Source organism: Microcoleus sp. Pol12B3, assembly GCF_036701355.1.
In the GTDB taxonomy this organism is placed as follows: domain Bacteria; phylum Cyanobacteriota; class Cyanobacteriia; order Cyanobacteriales; family Microcoleaceae; genus Microcoleus.
The window spans coordinates 1-20,633 of the sequence record NZ_JAUBQS010000043.1 but is presented as its reverse complement, the minus strand read 5'-3'; the positions used below and the strand labels follow the sequence as shown (position 1 = coordinate 20,633).

At 46.6% G+C, this 20,633-nt stretch carries 18 protein-coding genes and 1 pseudogene; 6 read left to right on the top strand and 13 right to left on the bottom strand.

Annotated features, from left to right (window positions below; translation table 11 throughout):
• The first annotated feature begins 137 nt into the window (after positions 1-137).
• Together QUA53_RS20115 and QUA53_RS20110 are read left to right on the top strand one after the other, a co-directional pair.
• Positions 138-2,267 carry a diguanylate cyclase domain-containing protein gene (locus tag QUA53_RS20115; RefSeq protein ID WP_333099417.1) on the top strand — a complete coding sequence of 710 codons (2,130 nt, stop codon included), beginning with the start codon at positions 138-140 and terminating at the stop codon, positions 2,265-2,267.
• Entirely contained in the window at positions 2,248-2,781 is a 534-nt protein-coding gene (locus tag QUA53_RS20110; RefSeq protein WP_333099416.1) for a GNAT family N-acetyltransferase, read from the top strand. The genes QUA53_RS20115 and QUA53_RS20110 overlap by 20 nt, the downstream gene beginning before the upstream one ends.
• A gap of 20 nt (positions 2,782-2,801) precedes the next feature.
• On the opposite strand, the gene hppD is transcribed toward QUA53_RS20110, so the two are convergent.
• The 8 genes from hppD to pstS form a co-directional block, all read right to left on the bottom strand.
• Positions 2,802-3,863 carry a 4-hydroxyphenylpyruvate dioxygenase gene (gene hppD / locus QUA53_RS20105; protein WP_333099414.1) on the bottom strand — a complete coding sequence of 354 codons (1,062 nt, stop codon included), beginning with the start codon at positions 3,861-3,863 and terminating at the stop codon, positions 2,802-2,804.
• A 399-nt stretch (positions 3,864-4,262) separates the two neighbouring features.
• Entirely contained in the window at positions 4,263-4,970 is a 708-nt protein-coding gene (locus QUA53_RS20100; RefSeq protein WP_333099413.1) for an SDR family oxidoreductase, read from the bottom strand.
• A gap of 83 nt (positions 4,971-5,053) precedes the next feature.
• Positions 5,054-6,463, bottom strand: coding sequence for an NYN domain-containing protein (locus QUA53_RS20095; RefSeq protein ID WP_333099411.1), 1,410 nt, complete (start codon positions 6,461-6,463; stop codon positions 5,054-5,056).
• 42 nt (positions 6,464-6,505) lie between these two features.
• A complete protein-coding gene (locus tag QUA53_RS20090) occupies positions 6,506-7,777 on the bottom strand; it encodes an APC family permease (RefSeq protein ID WP_333099410.1) in 1,272 nt (423 codons plus the stop codon).
• Positions 7,778-7,971: 194 nt separating this feature from the next.
• Positions 7,972-8,823 (bottom strand): phosphate ABC transporter ATP-binding protein PstB, encoded by an 852-nt coding sequence (pstB, locus tag QUA53_RS20085; protein WP_333099409.1) that lies wholly within the window; start codon positions 8,821-8,823, stop codon positions 7,972-7,974.
• A gap of 56 nt (positions 8,824-8,879) precedes the next feature.
• Positions 8,880-9,860, bottom strand: a complete 981-nt coding sequence (pstA, locus tag QUA53_RS20080) for a phosphate ABC transporter permease PstA (protein WP_333099408.1) — start codon at positions 9,858-9,860, stop codon at positions 8,880-8,882.
• Positions 9,861-10,000: 140 nt separating this feature from the next.
• The gene (gene pstC / locus QUA53_RS20075) at positions 10,001-11,002 is read right to left on the bottom strand and encodes a phosphate ABC transporter permease subunit PstC (RefSeq protein ID WP_333099407.1); all 1,002 of its coding nucleotides are present in this window, start codon (positions 11,000-11,002) and stop codon (positions 10,001-10,003) included.
• A 193-nt stretch (positions 11,003-11,195) separates the two neighbouring features.
• Positions 11,196-12,224, bottom strand: coding sequence for a phosphate ABC transporter substrate-binding protein PstS (gene pstS, locus QUA53_RS20070; protein WP_333099406.1), 1,029 nt, complete (start codon positions 12,222-12,224; stop codon positions 11,196-11,198).
• A 334-nt stretch (positions 12,225-12,558) separates the two neighbouring features.
• On the opposite strand from pstS, the gene QUA53_RS20065 reads away from it, so the two are divergent.
• Positions 12,559-14,067, top strand: a complete 1,509-nt coding sequence (locus QUA53_RS20065) for a UbiD family decarboxylase (RefSeq protein ID WP_333099405.1) — start codon at positions 12,559-12,561, stop codon at positions 14,065-14,067.
• 291 nt (positions 14,068-14,358) lie between these two features.
• Here the strand turns inward: QUA53_RS20065 and QUA53_RS20060 are convergent, their stop codons facing one another.
• The 3 genes from QUA53_RS20060 to QUA53_RS20050 all read right to left on the bottom strand — a co-directional run bounded on the left by QUA53_RS20060 (position 14,359) and on the right by QUA53_RS20050 (position 17,486).
• Positions 14,359-16,545 carry a tetratricopeptide repeat protein gene (locus QUA53_RS20060; RefSeq protein ID WP_333099404.1) on the bottom strand — a complete coding sequence of 729 codons (2,187 nt, stop codon included), beginning with the start codon at positions 16,543-16,545 and terminating at the stop codon, positions 14,359-14,361.
• A gap of 104 nt (positions 16,546-16,649) precedes the next feature.
• Entirely contained in the window at positions 16,650-17,153 is a 504-nt protein-coding gene (locus QUA53_RS20055) for a hypothetical protein (RefSeq protein WP_333099403.1), read from the bottom strand.
• Between the two features lie 120 nt (positions 17,154-17,273).
• The gene (locus tag QUA53_RS20050; RefSeq protein WP_172192515.1) at positions 17,274-17,486 is read right to left on the bottom strand and encodes a helix-turn-helix domain-containing protein; all 213 of its coding nucleotides are present in this window, start codon (positions 17,484-17,486) and stop codon (positions 17,274-17,276) included.
• 129 nt (positions 17,487-17,615) lie between these two features.
• Between QUA53_RS20050 and QUA53_RS20045 the strand changes: the two genes are divergently transcribed.
• Entirely contained in the window at positions 17,616-17,858 is a 243-nt protein-coding gene (locus QUA53_RS20045; protein WP_333099401.1) for a hypothetical protein, read from the top strand.
• Between the two features lie 129 nt (positions 17,859-17,987).
• The gene (locus tag QUA53_RS20040) at positions 17,988-18,776 is read left to right on the top strand and encodes a DUF4058 family protein (protein WP_333099400.1); all 789 of its coding nucleotides are present in this window, start codon (positions 17,988-17,990) and stop codon (positions 18,774-18,776) included.
• 124 nt (positions 18,777-18,900) lie between these two features.
• On the opposite strand, the gene QUA53_RS20035 is transcribed toward QUA53_RS20040, so the two are convergent.
• Together QUA53_RS20035 and QUA53_RS20030 are read right to left on the bottom strand one after the other, a co-directional pair.
• Positions 18,901-19,572, bottom strand: coding sequence for an ABC transporter ATP-binding protein (locus QUA53_RS20035; RefSeq protein WP_333099399.1), 672 nt, complete (start codon positions 19,570-19,572; stop codon positions 18,901-18,903).
• Between the two features lie 23 nt (positions 19,573-19,595).
• Positions 19,596-19,865 (bottom strand): hypothetical protein, encoded by a 270-nt coding sequence (locus tag QUA53_RS20030; protein ID WP_190663726.1) that lies wholly within the window; start codon positions 19,863-19,865, stop codon positions 19,596-19,598.
• A 415-nt stretch (positions 19,866-20,280) separates the two neighbouring features.
• Here QUA53_RS20030 and QUA53_RS20025 point away from each other — a divergent pair.
• Positions 20,281-20,633 (top strand): annotated as a pseudogene (locus tag QUA53_RS20025) (photosystem II D2 protein (photosystem q(a) protein)); the annotation flags it as partial.

The window sequence follows — 20,633 nt, the reverse complement described above, 5'->3', positions numbered from 1 at the left end:
GTGTACTGTTTGCATAAATTAGCCAGCGGTACCAGATGGTGACATCTGCCAGTATAAAAATTTATATGAGAAATAGCAGCCAAAAAACAACTAACTTTACCTGCTAATTTTTGAGATTGATGCTCTACAATAACGAGATGCTTCCAATATTAACTGTAGAGAGCAGCCCAAGAAGTATTAATATTCTTCTTTATAAGCTGTTATCCTTACGCAGGATTGAATACCTCACAGTCGATCGAGAACTTAAGATTCAAGAAATATCTTTGAAACTGCAAGAGTTTGCCGACATTCATGAGGAAGTAGGCGAAGGAAAAGACGTGCGCGATAGTTTTCCCGAACTGATTGGAATTGAAGAAATCCTTGAAGGTATTATTGAACAACGAGAGCAAGACTTTCAGTTAAAATCAATTACCAGAGTTCTCAAAGACGGCTCTTATTTATATCTAGATTTGTACATCTTTGGTTATCATGGAGAAGCCAATGCTGACAGATTGATTATTTTATGCGAAGATGTTACCGATAGCATTGCAGCTCAGCAAAGAATGGTTCAGGCTGCCAACGAAAACAGTATTAAAGTCGATTACTTAGCTGCGGCTGGCGATTATATTGACAAAATTATTAATTCCCTAGGCGATGTTTTGTTAGTAACAGCAAAGTCGGGAAAAATTAAAAAAGTGAATCAAGCTGCACAGCAATTATTTGGATATACCGAATCGGAATTAATCGGCCAATCCATATCCATGATTACCGCGGAGGAGGAATTGTTACGCAAAGTCAGCCAGCTACCTCCTGCACTTAAAAGCGAATATTGGCCTCAAGTAAAAGTAGCTTGCAAAACGAAAATAGGTTTAAAGGTGATTGTGGCGTTTTCATGCTCTACTTTCGAGACAAGCACAGGAAGCAAGTATGGAGATAGCGAGGTTATACAAAATTTTGTTTATATCGGCAAAGATATTACCAAGCAACAGCGCATAAAAAATTGTCAAGAAGCACAGTATGCTGTTACTCATATTCTGTCAGAATCAACTTCTCTAGATAGCGCAACTCCGAGAATTTTGCAAGCTATTTGCCAAAGTTTTGGCTGGGATATTGGCGAACTTTGGACGCCCATAGAGGGGGAGAAAGAAACTAGATTTGGTGCGGAAATAAAACGCGAAAAACAGCCGCTTTTGTGCCTGCCACTTTGCTGTCCGATCGAAGAAACTCCTGGTTGGCGGCGGGTGGTTGTTTGGCAGGCGGCGGAGGAAGTTAGCGAGTTTGCCGAAAACCACCAGCAGATTACTTTTGCTGCGGGTGAGGGTTTACCGGGAGCGGTTTCCAGTAGCGGTTCTCCGCAGTGGATTACTGATATTGTGGGCGATCGCAATTTCGTGCGATCGCGCTTGGCCGAGGAAGCCGGACTGCGATCGGGATTCGGTTTTCCCATTCACGCTAGGGGTCAAGTTGTAGGAGTAATGACTTTTTTTTGCCGGGAAGAACTGCCGCCGGATAAAGATTTACTTCAGATAATAGCTGTTGTAGGTTCTCAATTAGGGGAATTTGTCAAGCGCAAATATGCGGAGCAAGAATTGCAAGAAGCTCAAGCTTCAATCAGATTTTTGTACGAAGAAGAAAAACGCCAAAGTGAAGAATTAGCTCGGCAAAATTTAGCTTTAGAACAAGCAAAATTAGAATTAGAAGGAGCTAACAGGGAATTGCAGCGGCTCGCTTCTGTGGACGGATTGACTCAAATTCCCAACCGCCGCTGTTTTGACAAAAAATTAGAGTTAGAATGGCAGTGGATGGAGCGAGAACAAGAGTCGCTGTCTTTAATTTTGTGCGATATCGATTTTTTCAAACTTTACAACGATCGTTACGGGCATCAAGGAGGTGACGAATGTTTAACACAAGTGGCCCAGATTTTAGCTAGCAACGCTCAACGGGCAGGAGATTTAGCCGCCCGCTACGGCGGCGAAGAATTTGCGGTAATTTTGTCGCGAACTGATATGCAAGGAGCAATGCGGGTAGCTGAATCAATTCGCAGCGATTTGAAAGCTGCTGCAATTTTTCATGCTGCTTCCCAGGTAAGTAAGTTAATAACTCTTAGTATGGGTATCGCTACTACGGTACCTGCTGCTGGTTTATCGATCGAGGAGTTAATTGGACAGGCCGATCGAGCCCTGTATCGAGCTAAACTAGAAGGGCGCGATCGTATAGTTTGCCTAGAGTTGAAAAGAGAATTTCAGGGCCCGAAAGGAGTATTTTCTGATGATTGTGAGAGAAGCTAAAATCGCTGACGCACCTGCAATCGCACGGGTTAATCTAGATACTTGGCGGACAGCTTACCGAAAAATTGTACCCACAGATTACTTCGCGCAACTGTCCTATGAAAAAGCAGAAAGCCGCTGGCAAGAAATCCTGGCAAACGTCAAAAATACTGGGGTATTTGTCTGCGTTGCTGAGAATGACTCCGGACAAATTGTGGGTTTTGCGGCAGCTGGTGACGAGCGGACGGGCAAATATGTATATCAAGGAGAATTATTTGCCATCTATATTTTGGAGGAATATCAGCGTCAAGGAATTGGACGGCAACTCGTGAGAACAGTTGCAACAAAATTGGCAGAATTAAGTTTGAACTCGATGCTGGTTTGGGTACTAGGAGACAATTCAGCCTATAAATTTTATGAATTTTTAGGAGGTGAAAAAGTAGACGAACAGCAAACAAGTAGAGCCGGAGTTGCACTTAAAGAAATTGCCTACGGGTGGAAAGATATCGCATGGCTGATTAACAAGTCTGTATGACTTAAAAACTGGAAGTTTTGTCAATCATCTATCAAACTTCCCCTATTCATTTGTTCGCGTTCAATTGCCTCAAACAAAGCTCGAAAATTCCCCGCCCCAAAACCTCCAGCTTGCACCTGTTTGCCGTTCACTAAACTAACTCGGCGTTCAATAATCTCGAAAAAGAAAGTCGGTTCTGCAAAAATTGGCTGGGTAAAGATTTGCAGCAGCATCGCGGCGGGAGTATCTTCTTGCCAATCGGCTAAAACTTGACAAGCTGCAATTTCTTGCCAATCAGCAGGCAAATAGTTTTGCCGCTGCTGCAATTGGGAGTAGTATGTTGGAGGAACCGGCAGAAAAGGCAAACCGCACGATCGCAAATCGGCAACAACACCCACAATATTATTAGTTTGCAAAGCCATGTGCTGAATTCCCGGCCCCCGATTTGCGCTCAAAAACTCTTGAATTTGAGAATTAGCTGATGCCGGTTCATTAATCGGGAATTGCACCCCACCTTCAGTGTGTACCATAACTTGGCTCCGCAAAGCCGATTTCTCAGTCTGAATATCAAAATTTTGTTGCGGTTGAAAACCTAATATTTTTTGATACCAACTAACAGCACTTGATAAATCCCCAGATTCAACATTTAACACTACGTGGTCAATCCGGGTAAACAACTGCAGCTTATCCGAAGCCGATAGCAGTGAATGGCTGCCAATTCGCTCCACGAGCGTATGGCTTAAATCTCCCCAACCCGCGATTTTTGCCCGCTTAAAATAGCCTCCTGCATTTAGGTCTTCTTGAATCGGTTCCAGGATTTTAGCGCCTTTAGCAGCCGCTCTAGCTACCGCTAATTCAATATTGTTTACCCGAAAACCCACATCGGCAATCCCTGGAGGATGAAACTTCAACCAACTAGCAGCCGGACTAGCGGGTGTCAGGGGTGAAGATAAAACAAAACATACATTGCCACTGCTGACAACTTCAGTGTGAGTGTGGCTGTTGGCATAACCTGCTGTTGATTGAAAGCCTAACTGGCTGACAAACCAGTCGCGGGATACTTTAGCGTTTTCAACGTAAAATTGAATGCGATCGAACTCCATAATCAATAATTGAAAATGGAAACTGAAAAATGGAAAATCTGCTGATTTTCAAGGCGAAATTGCAAGGGAGAGACTGAGTAATGGATATTTTTCATACTTTTTATTGCGCGCCCACTTAATAATAACCTAAAGATTGAATCTCTTAGCTCCCTCTGAAGGCAGAAATAAGCCGGCACTTAAAAAAAAACCGTGTCTGCGATAACTTAGCTTTGAGCGCTAGACCATCGCCGATAGGACTAAGGCAAAAAAATGGTTTGACGCACTACTAATATGGGTAAGGTGCGCGAACCCCTGCACCTACATAATTAAGTGCTGTACAAGTTCTCAAACCTAAAAATATCATAATTTTTCTTTCCTTCAGCTTCCGCTGCCTTCTGCCTTAAAATCACTCCTCAATCGCTAAAAGAACAAATGACTTTCTGGCTGAATATTAATCTCCATCGGCACAGCTTGCGGGTCAGCCGAAAGAGCAAACATAATCGCATTGGCTGCAGTGTCGGTAGTCAGCATTTTTGACCTGTCTACCTTCAAACTCACATTATCCCAAAACGGAGAATCCACCCCGCCAAAATAGAATAGCGTAAACTTAATACCGTAGCGCCGCAGCTCATCTGCCATGCACTTGCTGAAACCAACTACCCCAAACTTTGAAGCGCAATAAGCCGTTCCCATCGCCATCGAATGCTTGCCCAAAATCCCGATGACATTGCAAATGTGGCCGGATTTGCGCTCTTTCATCACATTCGCCGCTGCTTGAGACGTGTAAAAACTGCCTTTTAAGTTCAAGTCAAGCATTGCATCTAAATCAGCCGGTTCTAACTTGTTCCACTGCTTGAGAATTCCGGCACCGGCGGCGTTTACGAGGGCATCAATTTGTCCGAAATTCCCCTCAGCTTTGTGCATCAGCGTCTCGACTTGCGGTAAATCGGTGATATCTGTTGGTACGCACAGTACCTCTGCTGTCGAAAGTTCGCTAGCTAAAGCGTCTAATTTACTGCTGTCTCTGGCGGCGAGCACTAGCCTCGCACCCGCATCAGCGAGTTTGCGGGCTACCGCTGAACCGATGCCGCCAGTTGCACCCACCACAACCACTACTTTGTCCTGCATATCCCTTTACATTTCTTTACGTCCCGATTGTATGATAACTCAAGTTGCTAGTAATGGGGAGGTTGATATATTTTAATTTTTAATTAATGGAGGGAAACTTGCCAGCCTTTTTCGGCTTTTTTTAGCTGGAGAGAAGCGCAGGATTGCAAAAACTTAGTAAATTTTCTACCGAGATTAAAATCTTTAATTATTTGGGTAATTTGTTTGCCGTATTGTCGGTGAAATTCGCTGCCTACATTGGAGAGAAATACAGAATTGTCAGGAGAGTTGTCTGTTAAGTCACCAACTATTTTGACAAGAGCTCTTTCCAAGTCTTCCAGAGAATTAATATCTGTCAAAGTCGCAGGTGCTATCTGGTGGTTGTTGGTAATTTCTTGGCTAAGTATGGGCGGTGGGGGAGATAATCTTACTTCAAAAAGAGTGACATAAGTTTGAGAAGTTTCTGATGGTTTGTGGAGTACAAAATCGGTAGGATATTTGAGAAAGATATCCCTGGTTTTAGTACCTAGCAAATGATTGACAACAACTTGATTGAGGACTAAGCCGTAATTTTCCCTAAATAAAGCTGAAACAGTAGAAACTTTGATCCACTGAGTTGAGGTGCGCTTTTGCTCTTTTTTGATTAATTCTTTTAGTTGAATAACTAATTGTTCTAAAGGTGTAATTTCCGGTATGGTTACAAGCGAATGGGTTTCCATTTGTCCGGTTTTGCTGTTTAAAACTATGATTTTATCTATTTGTTTGCGGACTTGAAATACTGTTAGTCCGTGGGCTTGCAGTGTATTGCTGAGGTGAGTGAGGGCGCGATCGGACGAACAGACAAAAATCTCTTTGGCTGTGGGATAATGTACGAAAATCGATGCGCCGACTGTAGCCATTTTTAAGTCGGCGCTGTCTTTGCCGGGCGGGACGTGAATTAGTTGATAGCCGCGCTGGTGAAATTCGGCATCTTTTTTGCCCATGCTGCGCCAGTTGGCAAAGGCAACTTTGATTTGGATTGGATAGTGGCAAATTCCCTCTAGGAATTTTTCGGTTTCGACGGTGAGTTGCAAGTTTTCGACATCTAGCAGCAAGATAGCAATGCCGATTGGGAGCGAATTTGTTTGATGGGTGGTGGGAGTGGGAGGCTGTGACGAAACTGAGTTTTGTGATTTAGGCGTTGCTGTTTGAGATTGGGCTAGCTGCTGAATTTTGACCGATAATTTGCTGAATTGAGGTGAATTAACGAATTCTGGAACCAACAAAATTTGTAGGTATTTTTTCGCAGTCAGCAGCAGGGAATCTGTATCGCTGGCTACTGTGAAACTTTTTGTCAATTTTCCAATCAAAACTGACTGAAAATCAGGTTTGGCCCAGGGGGTTTTCCTGTATTTTTCAGTTATCCATTCGGGATGCTGTTCCTGAATGGTAATTAGGGTTTGAGCTATATAGCGACTGATGGCGCTGAATGCGAGAGATTCTTGAGTCGCCAGCAAGGGGGTTCGATCGGGCATGGCCCTCTACAATGCGGGATGCTGTTTCAATTTATCACAATTCTAGTTTCTGGCCGGGAGTCGGACGATCGCCCGCCAAATTAAACCGGCGGCAATTAATGCCAATCCTGTCAGCCAAATTTGCCTCTCCACCCAGAAAGCCAGAAACAGACAATTCCCCAAACCCACCCAAGCCAACCACTGCGGATAAAGCCTTTCGGCGGGGGAAAGTTGCAGCGCGGCGAGGTTGGTGATAGCGTAGTAAATCAAAACGCTAAAAGCGCTAAATGACCAAGTGGTTTTGACATCGCCGACGAGGATTAAAAGTGCGATCGTAACTTCGACAACCACCACAGCCACGTAGGGAGTTGTCCCCGAAGGATTCAGCCGCGCCAAGACTCTGGGCATATCCAACCGCCGCCCCATAGCCAGCCAGATGCGCGACAGCCCTAAAATTAAGTTCAACAAAACTCCCAACATAGCGGTAATTGCGCCGACGGCTAGCAGTTGAGAAACTCCTGGAATTGGGAAACTGCGGGCGATGACTTCCAGGGGTGCAACCGTACCACCTGGTTGTACAGACAATTTATCGGCTCCTCCCGCGCCCGCCACAACTACTGCTACCCCCACGTAAAGCAGCATTGTCAGCACCAAAGTAAAAATTATAGCTTTGGGAATGGTTTCCCTCGGTTCCCGCACTTCCTCGCTCATTGTGGTGATGCGGGCGTAACCGCTATAAGCGACAAACATCAGGGCGGTGGCTTGGAGGATGGAGCCGATCGAGCTATTATTCTGTACGGTGGCCATTTCCCACCTTACCTCTGGCAAACCGACAGCAACAAACACCGCTAAGGATAAAAGTGTAACTGAGACTATGGCAGTATTGGCAATATTCGATCGCCTAATTCCCGTCAATACAATTAAAGTGAGAATGGCGAGGGCGACTACAGCTGTTAGGATCAGGTAAGTGCGATCGGCTACACCAACTGCATTTAAAAAATACCCTGCAAAACCTAAAGCCGCAGTAGCCGCAGAAGCCGTTTTCGCCAACAGAAACATCCACCCGGCAGTGAAACCCAGCCAAGGATTGAGATATTTGTAGCCATACTCATAAGTACCGCCGCTAACAGGATGATTGGCCGCTAATTGAGCGCTGCTAAGGCCATTGCAAACAGCAACTAAAGCCGCAATACCTACAGCCAAAATCACTCCCGGCCCAGCAACTTTCGCAGCAATCCCGATACTCACAAATACTCCGGTACCGAGGATTGATCCCAGGCCCATGAGAGTTGCGCCGAAAACACTTAACTCTCGCTTCAGAAGAGGTAAAGACATATAGCCACAAATCGATGTGAAGAAAGAAATTCCCCCCAATGGTTTCAGCAATTAATAACGTCCACTGGAACCTTTAGAAACTTGGCGGTTGCCCTAACTATAGCAGGCAAGATGCCTGCTCCACAAAAATATTTGTCTAGTCTGTTGTGGAACAGGCATCTTGCCTGTTCTGAAAGAGGTTCAAGATGTAAGTATTAACCGAAACGGCCTTGAATGTAATCTCTCGTACTCGAATTGCCGGCAGAAGTAAAAATCTTACTTGTCGGTCCAAATTCCACCAGCCGGCCGATGCGACTTTCATCAGTATTAAAAAATGCAGTGTAATCAGAAACACGAGCTGCCTGCTGCATATTGTGCGTCACAATCACAACAGTTAACTGCTGGCGCAGAGTCTGAAATAATTCCTCAATCTTCATCGTTGAAATCGGATCTAGAGCAGAACAAGGTTCATCCATTAGCAAAATTTTTGGCTTTACTGCCAAAGCGCGAGCAATACAAAGCCGCTGCTGCTGTCCCCCCGAAATCCCCTGAGCGGATTTCTTCAAATCGTCTTTAACTTCATTCCAAAGCGCCGCACTTTTAAGTGCAGATTCTACAATTTCATCTAATTCTGCTTTGCTTTTGCGACCAAAAATTCTCACCCCGTAAGCAATATTATCGTATATGCTCAGCGGAAAAGGATTTGGTCTTTGAAACACCATCCCAATTTGGCGGCGCAAACTATTAATGTTTACTTTTGGGCTGTAAATATCCTGTCCAAAAAACTCTACTCTTCCTTTAATTTGAACTTTTCCCTCCAATTCACCAATCCGGTTGAGAGCTTTGAGAAAGGTAGATTTGCCGCAACCTGAAGGACCAATAATCGCCGTAATTTGCGGGTGAGGGATATTCATCGATAAATTTTCTAAGACTTTATGAGTTCCGTAATAAAAGCTCAAGTCCTGAATCCGCAGTGCTGGCATTGCATTGGGGTCTATTTCCGGGGTGGCATCATCTAGGAATTGAGCTGTATAGTTTTCGGAGTTCAAATTAGCTTTAGGTTTCATTATTTGGCTGGTTATATTGTTAATATTTGACTGAGAGATGCACTTTAGTTATTGAGTTATCGGTTTTGCAAGCGTTTCCGAGTTACTGTACGGGATGCGACGCTAGCGATCAAAACCATGCCCAAAAGGACCGAGGCAGCAGTCCACGCCAATTCGTTCTGCTCCTTGTAAGGAGAGCTGGCGTAGCTATATATTAATACCGACATAGAAGGAGTCGGAGTCAGCAGTGTTTCGGGAATTTCTTTTAGTTTTGACATAGTTTCTGCACCTATCGGAGACTGCATTATCTCGCCCAATTTATCAACTAAAGGAGGCCAAAATTGACTCGACAAAGCCGTTACAATCAGCGGGGCGGTTTCACCGGCTGCCCGCGAAGCAGCTAGTAAAATACCTGTGGTAATTGTGGGAAGTGCTGAAGGTATGATAATGCGAAACATAGTTTGAAAGCGTCCGCCTCCCAAACCAGCAGAAGCGAGGCGGTAAGAAGTAGGCACTAATTTTAATGCTTGTTCTGTTGTCAGAGCAACAACTGGAAGCATGATGGTGCCGAGGGCAAAACCGCCTGCTAATGATGAAAATGCTTTGGTGGTAACGACAATTAGGGCGTAGGAAAAGACGCCAACTACGATCGAGGGAACGCTGCTGAGAATGACGGTGATAAAGCGAATACTATTAGCCATCGCTTTGTTTTCTCTACCAAACTCAGACAAAAATATTCCCGTCATTACGCCGATAGGCACGCTGATTAAGGTCGCAATTCCCACCATTAAAGCAGTGCCGAGAATCGCATTGGCAAAGCCGTTCGGCTGGTCTTCAACTCCGACGGGTGCGGGCAAAGATACTAGCACTTCCCAGCTCAAATGTGTAAGTCCTTCCCCCAATATTTTGTACAAAATAGCGAACAAAGGGAGCAGGGCTAGAGCTGTCAGAGCGAAGGCGATAAGTGTCATTCCTCGGCTGAAAAGAGTTCGGCTTAGCGACAGGGGGTTGTTAATTTCTGCATCCAGAATACCGTCTAATTTTTGGGCTTGAGTCATGGAATTTTAGATGTTAGATTTTAGATCGATTCGGCGATTTATCAAGCTTGTTCTCAGGATGTTATACTTTTCTATTTCTCCGTCTTGAGCGTGGGAAATAATACATAAAAAGGCTTGTTACTCAATTAATTTCGAGCGTGTTAATTCTTAGCTCCTTTGACGCCAATTAGCTGAACTAACAATACTGCGATCGCATTTACCAACAGAGTGATGACAAATAAAATTAGGGCTAAATACATCAAAGCGCCGATGTGCAGCGGTTCGAGAGCTTCCCGAAATTGACTTGCCAAAACCGCAGGAATTGAGTAGCTGGGAGCTAGCAGGGATTTGTTTATTTGAATCGAGTTGCCAATCACCATTGTTACGGCCATTGTTTCCCCTAAAGCGCGTCCTAATGCCAAGATTGTAGCACCTATAATTCCTGAACTAGCTGCTGGTAGTAACAGCTTAAATATTGTTTCCCAGCGGGTCGCACCAAGGGACATCGAAGCACTTCGCAAATCGACTGGAACTGACATCAATACATCGCGGCTGATGGCGGCTACGGTGGGCAGAATCATAATCGATAAAAGGATTCCAGCGGGCAGCATTCCGGGGCCTAAAGGTTCGCTGCTGAACAGGGGAAACCAACTGAAATTATCGAATAATGACTGCTGCAAAGGCAACAAAAAGGGAATCAAAACAAAGATTCCCCAAAGGCCAACTATTACGCTGGGAATAGCCGATATTAATTCAACCATGAATCCTAAGGGCGATCGCACCCAGACGGGTAAGAAGTTCTCGCTAGTAACTATAGCTACTGACAGCCCTAAAGGAAGTGCGATGATTATGCCGATCGCAGAACTAATTACAGTACCGTAAATAAACGGCAAAGCCCCAAACTGCAACTCGCCGATATCCCACTTGGGATTCCACAAGAAGGAGAGTCCAAATTTGCTAATAGCAGGCCAAGCATCTTTAAAAATTACCGCACTCATCCAAAACAACGTACCCGCTGTCGCTAGGGCAAAACCCCATACAAATAATGTAAATCCTGACTCCATCCATAAACCTTCACCAGTAGTATCTGTCAAATCTACTTCTGTGTTTATTTCTGCCGGTTGCCGAGTCTGTTTTTTCAGTTTTTTTGAAAGATTGGTCATACCGGAATTATTATTGCGTAAAAAGTGAAATATTTGCTGGGAAAACAAGTAATTTAAATGGCAGCGCACCTGGTTTGTAGGGTGCGCACAGCGCACCTTACACAGTAAATCTAGCGCACATCAACCTGATAATTTATGAGTTTTGAGTCCTGCATTGAACTCATCAACTCATAACCCCGTGCGATCGCCCAAATTAATTTCTGGCAACCACACTCTGATTAACTGTTTGAACCACCTTTTGAGCTGTAGCTGAAGGAATTGTAGTATACTCTAGCTGTTTGTTGATACCTTGACCTGTAGTCATCACCCAATTAACCATCTTTTTAATAGCCTCTGCTTTCGCAGCAGGATACTGTTTGTAGATTAACAGCCAAGTCAAGCCAACAATCGGATAACCGTCGTTAGGATTTCCTTCTACTAAACGGAAGTCTGCGGGGAATGTTTCCCCTGCTAAAGCTTTCTCTGCTTCAGCCAAACTAGGATCTACAAACCTACCAGCTTTATTTTGAAGAAATGCTGTTTGGAGATTGTTTTGCCGAGCATAAGTATCTTGAACGTAGCCGATCGCACCCGCTGTATTCTTCACCAAAGCAGCTACGCCGGGGTTTCCTTGACCGCTGACAGCGGTGTCTGGCCACTTCGGCTGAGCGGCAGCTTTGATGCTGCTGCCGATCGCCTGCAAGTGGTTAGAAAAAATAAAGGTTGTACCGCTGCTGTCTGCGCGTACAGCTACTCGAATTGGAGTATTTGGCAAATTTTTAGCTTGTCCAGAAATTCCCGCTATTTTAGCATCATTCCAGCGAGTAATCTTCCCTTCAAAGATGCCTTTCATTGCATCATTATTTAGCCTCAGATTGGTCACTCCGGGCAAGTTGTAAACAACTGCAACAGCGCCGCCAGCAGTCGGAACCGCCATGACACCGCGCTTTACTTCGGCTATTTGCGCTGCCGTCATCAGCGCGTCGCTGCCTGCGAAATCAACAGTGCCTGAAATTAATGCTTTGATACCAGCACCGCTGCCAGTTCCTTCGTAATTTACAGTAATTTGATTTGCACTTCTCATCTGAGAGAAGTAGCGATCGTAAAGAGGTTTGGGGAAAGTGGCTCCCGAACCGTTTAGTGTGACAGCAGCTACAGCAGAACTAATCAAAGTCAGCGAGAATGCTGCTACTGCTAGTACCACTATAAAACCACGTCGCCAACGTGCAGTGAAAAAATTCATACTCCTCCTCTCCTTTAATAGCAGGCTTTGCAAATCTCCTCCATAGGATAGACTGAAATCCGCCAAGAAAGGGATAGCTTATAATAAGCTTTTTTTAAATTTTGATTAATAGTAGATTAAATAACAATAGAATAAGCTTTGTTTAAATTATGGTTAAGAGTATTGCAAATAAAAATTAGTTAAAGTCAATTTGTTATCGACCGTATAAATACCAAGTCCTAGCGTAACGATAATAAGAGAAATTTATTTAGCGATCGCTCGATCGCCCCCACCCCGCACTCCATCCCCCGATCGCCGCATAATAGTAGGGACACTTAACATTTCTTTAACAACAATGGCAAGAGACTTGCGGGGATTCCTAAAACTGCTCGAAGAACGGGGACAACTGCGCCGGATTAGCGCCTTAGTCGATTCCGACCTCGAAATTGCCGAAATTTCCAATCAAATGCTGCAAAAAGGCGGCCCCGGACTGCTGTTTGAAAACGTCAAAGGGGCAGATTTCCCCGTCGCAATCAACCTGTTGGGCACGGAACAGCGCGTTTGCTGGGCGATGAACATGGAAAAGCCAGCAGAACTAGAAGAGCTCGGCAAAAAACTGGGAATGCTGCAACAGCCAAAACCGCCGAAAAAGATTTCGCAAGCGATAGAATTCGGCAAAGTGCTGTTCGACGTAGTGAAAGCCAAACCCGGCCGCGACTTTTTCCCAGCTTGTCAGCAAGTGGTAATTGAGGGAGAAGGGCTGGATTTGAACAAAATCCCGATGATTCGCCCTTATCCGGGAGATGCGGGCAAAATTATCACCCTCGGTTTGGTAATTACCAAAGATTGCGAAACGGGTACGCCGAATGTGGGGGTTTATCGGTTGCAGTTGCAGTCAAAAAACACCATGACTGTACACTGGTTATCCGTGCGGGGCGGCGCGCGGCACTTGCGGAAAGCGGCGCAGGCTGGTAAAAAATTGGAAGTTGCGATCGCCCTTGGAGTCGATCCCCTGATTATTCTCGCCGCAGCAACCCCAATTCCTGTAGATTTATCGGAATGGTTATTTGCCGGACTTTACGGCGGTTCCGGCGTGCAATTGGCGAAGTGCAAAACCGTAGATTTGGAAGTACCGGCGGACTCGGAAATTGTGTTAGAAGGAACGATTACGCCCGGTGAAGTTCTGCCCGACGGGCCCTTCGGGGATCACATGGGTTATTACGGCGGCGTGGAAGATTCGCCGCTGGTGCGGTTCCACTGCATGACGCACCGGAAAGACCCGATTTATCTGACCACATTTAGCGGGCGGCCGCCGAAAGAAGAAGCAATGATGGCGATCGCGCTTAACCGTATTTATACCCCTATTTTGCGACAGCAAGTATCGGAAATTGTTGATTTCTTCTTACCGATGGAAGCGCTTAGTTATAAAGCGGCAATTATCTCGATTGATAAAGCATATCCCGGTCAAGCGCGCCGGGCTGCTTTAGCATTTTGGAGTGCTTTACCGCAGTTTACTTACACTAAGTTTGTGATTGTTGTCGATAAAAGTATCAACATTCGCGACCCGCGTCAAGTAGTGTGGGCAATTAGTTCTAAAGTCGATCCGGTTCGGGATGTATTTATTCTGCCGAATACGCCCTTTGATACGTTAGATTTTGCCAGTGAAAAGATTGGTTTGGGAGGCAGAATGGGGATTGATGCTACTACGAAGATGCCGCCGGAAACGGATCACGAGTGGGGGGAAGTTTTGGAGTCCGATCCGGATGTGGCGGCGATGGTAGAAAGGCGTTGGGCTGAGTATGGTTTGGCTGATTTGAATTTGGGAGAAGTCGATCCTAATTTGTTTGGATATGAGATGAAGTAGGGGAATCAACCGTAAAATCTGAGATGTCGCACATCCTCGATCGACCTGTAGGTGCGGGTTTTTCCAACCCTTTGTGACACAGATAGACAATCTCAAAAACCCGCCCCCACCCAACGAAAAATCGCAATTTACCTCTTGTTAATGCGATCGAGACTCATGCACTCCGACAAAGAAACCGGGTTTTATATCGAGTCTTTGCCCTGTAACGAAGTATTCTGGAAAAAACCCGGTTTCTGGGCCCCATGCGTAAGTTTTGTAGGAAATTGGCAACAATCGCTCTAGCAGCAACAGCTACTCCGTCTCCCGAAGTCGCTTAAGCATTGCTTGCGTTGTTGGATGCTGGGACAGTTGTGAATCTTGACCCGTTGATATCGCCTTCTGGAGACAAGCAATGAAATTTCTCCTAGCAGTTTGGGTGTTGGGATGATTTTCTCCCAATCGGTTCCAAAAAATTTCTAATGCTCTGAGGTAAAGCGGTTCCGCCTCCGCGTAGCGTCCCGTTGACTCGTCGTACAGCCGTGCCAGATTGTTCAAACTCTCAGCCGTATGGGGATGGTCGGCTCCGAGCTGTTGCTCCCTGATTGAGAGCGATCGCACATACAAGGGTTCCGCCTCCGCGTAGCATCCCATTGACTCGTCGTACAGCGCTGCCAGATTGTTCAAACTCTGAGCCGTATGGGGATGGTCGGCTCCGAGCTGTTGCTCGCAGATTGAAAGCGATCGCACATACAAGGGTTCCGCCTCCGCGTAGCGTCCCATTGACTTATACAGCACTGCCAGATTGTTCAAACTCATTGCCGTATCGGGATGGTCGGCTCCGAGCTGTTGCTCCCTGATTGAGAGCGATCGCGCGGACAAAGGTTCCGCCTCCGCGTAGCGTCGCATTGACTGGTACAGCCCTGCCAGATTGTTCAAACTACTTGCGGTATCGGGATGGTCGGCTCCGAGCTGTTGCTCCCTGATTGAGAGCGATCGCACAAACAAAGGTTCCGCCTCCGCGTAGCGTCCCGTTGACTTGTACAGCTCTGCCAGATTGTTCAAACTCATTGCCGTAGAGGGATGGTCGGCTCCGAGCTGTTGCTCAATGATTAAGAGCGATCGCACGAACAAGGGTTCCGCCTCCGCGTAGCGTCCCGTCAACTCGTACAGCCCTGCCAGATTGTTCAAACTCATTGCCGTAGAGGGATGGTCGGCTCCGCAGCGTTGCTCAGTCATCTGGAGGCAAGCTGTCAACCGCTTCTCCGCTTCTGCCCACAAACTCTGTCCCTGAGCAACCCGCGCTAAGCCTGTGGAAGACCACGTAGCATCAGTGCTATTTTCCAGCAAATGCGACCATTGCTCCGCCACCACCTCCAAATGGGGCAGCGCCTCCTTCACCCGTTCCTGCACCTCCAGCGTCACAGTCTGCGGAATCGTCTTCGCCACCGCTGTCAGCACCACCGAAAAGCTTCTCCGCAAATTCTCAGCATCAGCGCGTCCCGGCAATTTTGCCGCAAAAAATTCCCGAATCAAAGCATGAAGTTGATACTGCTTTTGCTCCACCCGCCCCAGCAAACTCAATTCCACTAAACGCCGCCGACTCTGGCTCAAAACCCGATCGTCCAGTAGCAAATACCACTGCTGGGGTGCTTGCACCTTTCCCCACACCACCAACAATTTCTTCAGCCAGTTTTGCTTTGGCGCTTCTACTCTACAAACTACGACCACTGACTCGACCAACTGCCAAGGCATGGGAGCCAAAGCAAACACACTCAGCAATACCGCCAACTGCTGTTCGGCAGCATTTAACTGCACCCAACTTAACTCAAAAGCCGCCGCTACAGGAGTCAGCACCTCATCCTGCAACAGCTTTTGCTGCAACTGTGTCAATAACTCTGCTACCGACACATCTGGCTCTACCTTGAGAAAGGTTGCCACCAGTTCAATCCCCAAGGGCAAATACTCCAACCAAGCACACAATTTCTCAGCAACAATCTGTTCCTGAACAATGCGAGTCTCTGCCTGACTAACTTCATACAGTAACTTAAAAGCATCCAAGGGTCTGAGCTTCTTTAAATCCAATCGCTGCAAGGTTTTTTCTTCCAGTCGCTCTCGCGCAGTCAGCAACACCTTAAAGCGGGGATTTCTAGGCAGCAACCGCTGCACCGCCCGGTAATCGTTGACATCATCCAATACCAGCAGAGCATTGCCAGAGGTTTTTTTTGCCCACTCTTCGTAGCAAAATTGCAACCGTTCCTCCAGATTGTCGAGAGTATCCGGCGGCTGAATTCCCATTCGCAGCGCTTTCTGCAACACCTGCGGCGCTAAATCTATTTCCCGCACAAACAGCCACCAAATCCCTGCTGGATAGGTGTTGTGTTCGCGGTGAAATGTTGCATACTGCCATGCCAATTCTGTCTTGCCGATGCCGCCCATTCCCGACGCAGCGGCGATCGCAACGCGGCTCCCATCCTGCAACAATCCGTGCAATTGCTGCATCTCCTCATCCCGTCCGACAAAGTTTTTTGAACCGAGTTCGGAGGGAATATCGTATAGTTGGTAAAAACTTGTGAAACCTGGATTAAGTGTTTTTCTCTCCAGGTCTAGGGCTTTTTTGCTAATACCTTAATCAATTTCCGAAACGTTTTCCGAAACGTTGGGCAATGCTGCTGGAAAAAATTCTCTGTATCCAATTCTGCCTCGTAGGAAATTCCCACAAACGGCGGAATGCTTGAGATTACGACTTTAAGTTTCGCCGCCGCTGTCGCTCCCGGTTGGTTTACCTTGTCCCGAATCTCCTGCAAAATCTGAAGCCCTTCATCTGAATACTGTCCCTGCACTTCAATTTGTCCAACTTCTTCGACAATCTCGGCAACAATAATCTCAGCCTCATGTTCGGGAATTTCCACCGTTTGCGTTTGCTGAGCGACAACCTGCCAATCCTCCTCTTCCTGCTCCCTAATCTCCTTGCGTAGCTGTCGGATTTGCTGTTTAATTCGGATCTTTTCTTCTTGCGGTGCTAAATTTAGAGCCTTCTGCTTGCCCACTAATTGCTCTTGCAGCAATTCAAAGTTTTCTTCTATGTCAGACAGACGATTAATTGGCATTGATATAACTCCGGCAGACTGAACAACTCCTGACTTTAGTCTACAGCCGGAAAATTCCAATATACGCAAGTATCGTGTAAAAAGTGCTAACGCAAGAGCCCTCGTTTACGCACAATCAGTTTACTGTTCCAAAATCTCGACTAAATCTTCGATCGCAATATCGAAGGCACGAGCCATCTTGTCCAAAGCTGTGTAGTCAACAGTTGCCATACCTGGAGAACTGGCATAGGTGGCGATCGTAGTGTATGGAATACCCGTTCTGTTGGAGACTTCCCTAAGAGTCCAACCCTTCTCTTGAGCAAGTTCTCGAACTCGCAGTCTAATTCGTCCCATTCCGCCCTTGACAATTACGACTACTCGTAATTTAATGAATATACAATTAATAGCGATCGCCCTCGGACCTGAGAAATCTAGAGCGATCGCCTTTCATTCACCACCCACAAAAGTGGGAAGGATTTTCCTATGATACCAAAACAATCGACATATCGCGATCGACTTCAACCTTGGCATCTAATTCGCCACCTCCCCAACTGTCAGCGGTTAACAGTCGCCCGTTTCGTCCGCCGCCCCGATGCCGAATCTTACCTAAATGCACTGCGCCGCTTAATGCCCGCAGTCCCGCATACAATTGTTTTCGTAAATGCGGTGTCTGTCTTAGATGAAAATAGCGTTCCAATTGAAACACAATTGCCGATAGAAGTTTAACCGTTAACAAGTGCGATCGCCCTTCCACAAATAGGAATTATTCTATTTGGCAGGAAGTGCGATCGACCCTAATTTCCCCAAAAAAATGTTGCTAAACTATAAATAGACTTGAGTCAAGGAGTCACATCAATGCCATCTCCCTTTCCTGGTATGGACCCGTATTTAGAGCATCCCGAACTCTGGCCCGCCCTACACCACTGGCTAATTATTGAAATTGCCAGGTTTTTATCTCCCCAACTGCGTCCTAAGTATTTAGTGTCGGTGGAAGTGAGAATGTATGAAACTGCTGATGAAGATTTATCAATTGGCATTCCCGATGTAAACATAATACAGTCGCAAATAGCAACAGAAACACCAGCATCAAACCTAGCAGTTGCAGCACCGCCCACACAACCAATAACAGTAACTCTTCCCCTGCCCTACCAGGTTCGGGAAGGCTATTTAGAAATTAGAGAAAGGGCAACCAAAGAATTAATAACAGTTATTGAAATCCTATCGCCTACTAATAAGCGCAGAGGCAAAGGGCGACAAATGTACGAAGAAAAGCGAGAAGAAATTTTATTCAGTCGCACTCATTTAATTGAAATAGATTTATTGCGGCGCGGTCAAAAAATGCCAGTTATTGGCAATGACATTGAAAGCCACTATAGCGTTTTGGTGTGTCGGGGAAATCGCCGTCCCAGAGCAGATTTGTATGCTTTTAACCTGCAAAACCCGCTGCCTGCCTTTCCTTTACCGCTGCGATCGGGCGATACCGAACCTATAATCAATTTGCAGGAATTATTCACTCAAATTTACGACATAGCAAGTTACGACCTGAAGATAGATTATCGCAACTGGGAAGTCATACCACCGCTGTCAGAAACCGATACAATTTGGGCAGATGCTTGGTTGCGCGATCGGGGATTGCGAGATTAATTTGGGCTGGAGCCAAAATCTGGTTAAATACCCTATTTATTTCTTAGTCTGCGGAGGCAGAGTTCGTTTGACTTGCAGAGCGGTTTCCCTCGCAGAATGACTTAATTCTCAAATTGCTTGACAGCTAAACATCTTGGCTTTGCATCAACCGCTGCTTCAAACGCGCCGGATCTCCCCGATCGACCACCTCGCCCTTTTCCAACAAAAAAGCCCCATCACAATAATTCAACTCATCCAAACGGTGAGTCACCCACAAAGCTGTAATCCCGCGATTTTTCACCAACCGCTGCACCGCCGCCACCAAATCCAACTGAGAATCAGGATCTAACAAAGCCGTCGGTTCATCCAACAGCAAAATTTCGCAGTGACGGGCGATCGCCCCAGCCAGGGCAATTCGCTGCTTCTGGCCCCCACTCAAAGCATAAATCGGCCGCCGCTGCAAATCCAGCAAATTCACAGCCTCCAAAGCCTCCGCCACCCTCTCCCGCACCTGAACGTTAGAAAGCTTTTCCTCCACCAAACCAAAAGCTACATCCGCACCAACCGTCGGCATCACCAATTGGTGATCCGGGTTTTGGAACACAAAACCCACCCGCCCGCCGAGGTCAATTTCCCCCGACTGGGGGTGCAGCAGCCCAGCCATCAGCCTCAACAGCGTAGACTTGCCGCTGCCGTTAGTGCCCAAAAGCATCCAAAACTCGCCCTTCGGTACATCCAGAGAGCAACCTTGCAACACTCGATCGCCCGACGGCCAGCAAAAACCCAAATCCCGCACAGAAACGGCTGACTGGCTCATATCGGCACCAACACCCCCAGCCCTCATTCTGCTGTCATCGAGACAAAGCCAGGGGATCTGCCTGTAGATGACGCCCCCGATTTCTGAGAAACCACCACCCCAGAAATCTCGCTGCTGAGTACAGCCACCTTTTTCTCAGGATTTTTCTCGCAGGTGAGTTCCAAAATTTGCGGTTGGGAGTTGCGAATCGCCGCCAGCACCTGCTGGTAAACAGTCTCAGCGTCCTCCTCCAACTTCCGCTGCACCGACAGCGAGACGGGCGTATTCTTCACAATGATGTCAATGCTGAACATATAGTCTTAAAAACCTAAGTTTGGAGCTCTATCCTCAGTATATATATAGGACTTACCCACGGAAACCCAGTTTCTTAGAAAAATCAGAGGTTGAGGCCGATATATCTCCCAAGCCACCGGGCTTCTGACGCAAAGCGCAGAGACTCCTATATAGTAGAAGTTCCCCAATGTAGGGCAAAGACTTCGGGGACTTCGAGGCTTTCGGGGACTTCGGAGAAGTCCAAGGTCACAAGTCGGAAATTTTTTAATAAAAACTTGCTCTTGTAAAGAATTACCTCTATAATCGTCAATACGGTAAAGAAAAGTAAAGTCTGTTCATAATCCCACTCGTTTTCTGCTAAGCAGAGGCAACGGTGGAAGACTCATGACTAGATACAAATCCGTTGTAATTATATCCATTTGGAGATTTGCGTAAATGACAATCGCAGTCGGACGCGCCCAGACCGAAAGAGGCATATTTGATGTCCTCGACGACTGGCTCAAACGCGATCGCTTCGTCTTCGTAGGCTGGTCTGGCATCCTGCTATTCCCCTGCGCCTACCTAGCCATCGGTGGCTGGTTAACAGGCACCACCTTCGTCACATCCTGGTACACCCACGGTTTGGCAAGTTCCTACCTCGAAGGAGCCAACTTCCTCACCGTAGCAGTCTCCACCCCAGCCAACAGCCTCGGACACTCCCTGCTGTTCCTGTGGGGCCCCGAAGCACAGTGGGACTTCACCCGCTGGTTCCAACTCGGTGGGCTGTGGACATTCGTAGCCCTCCACGG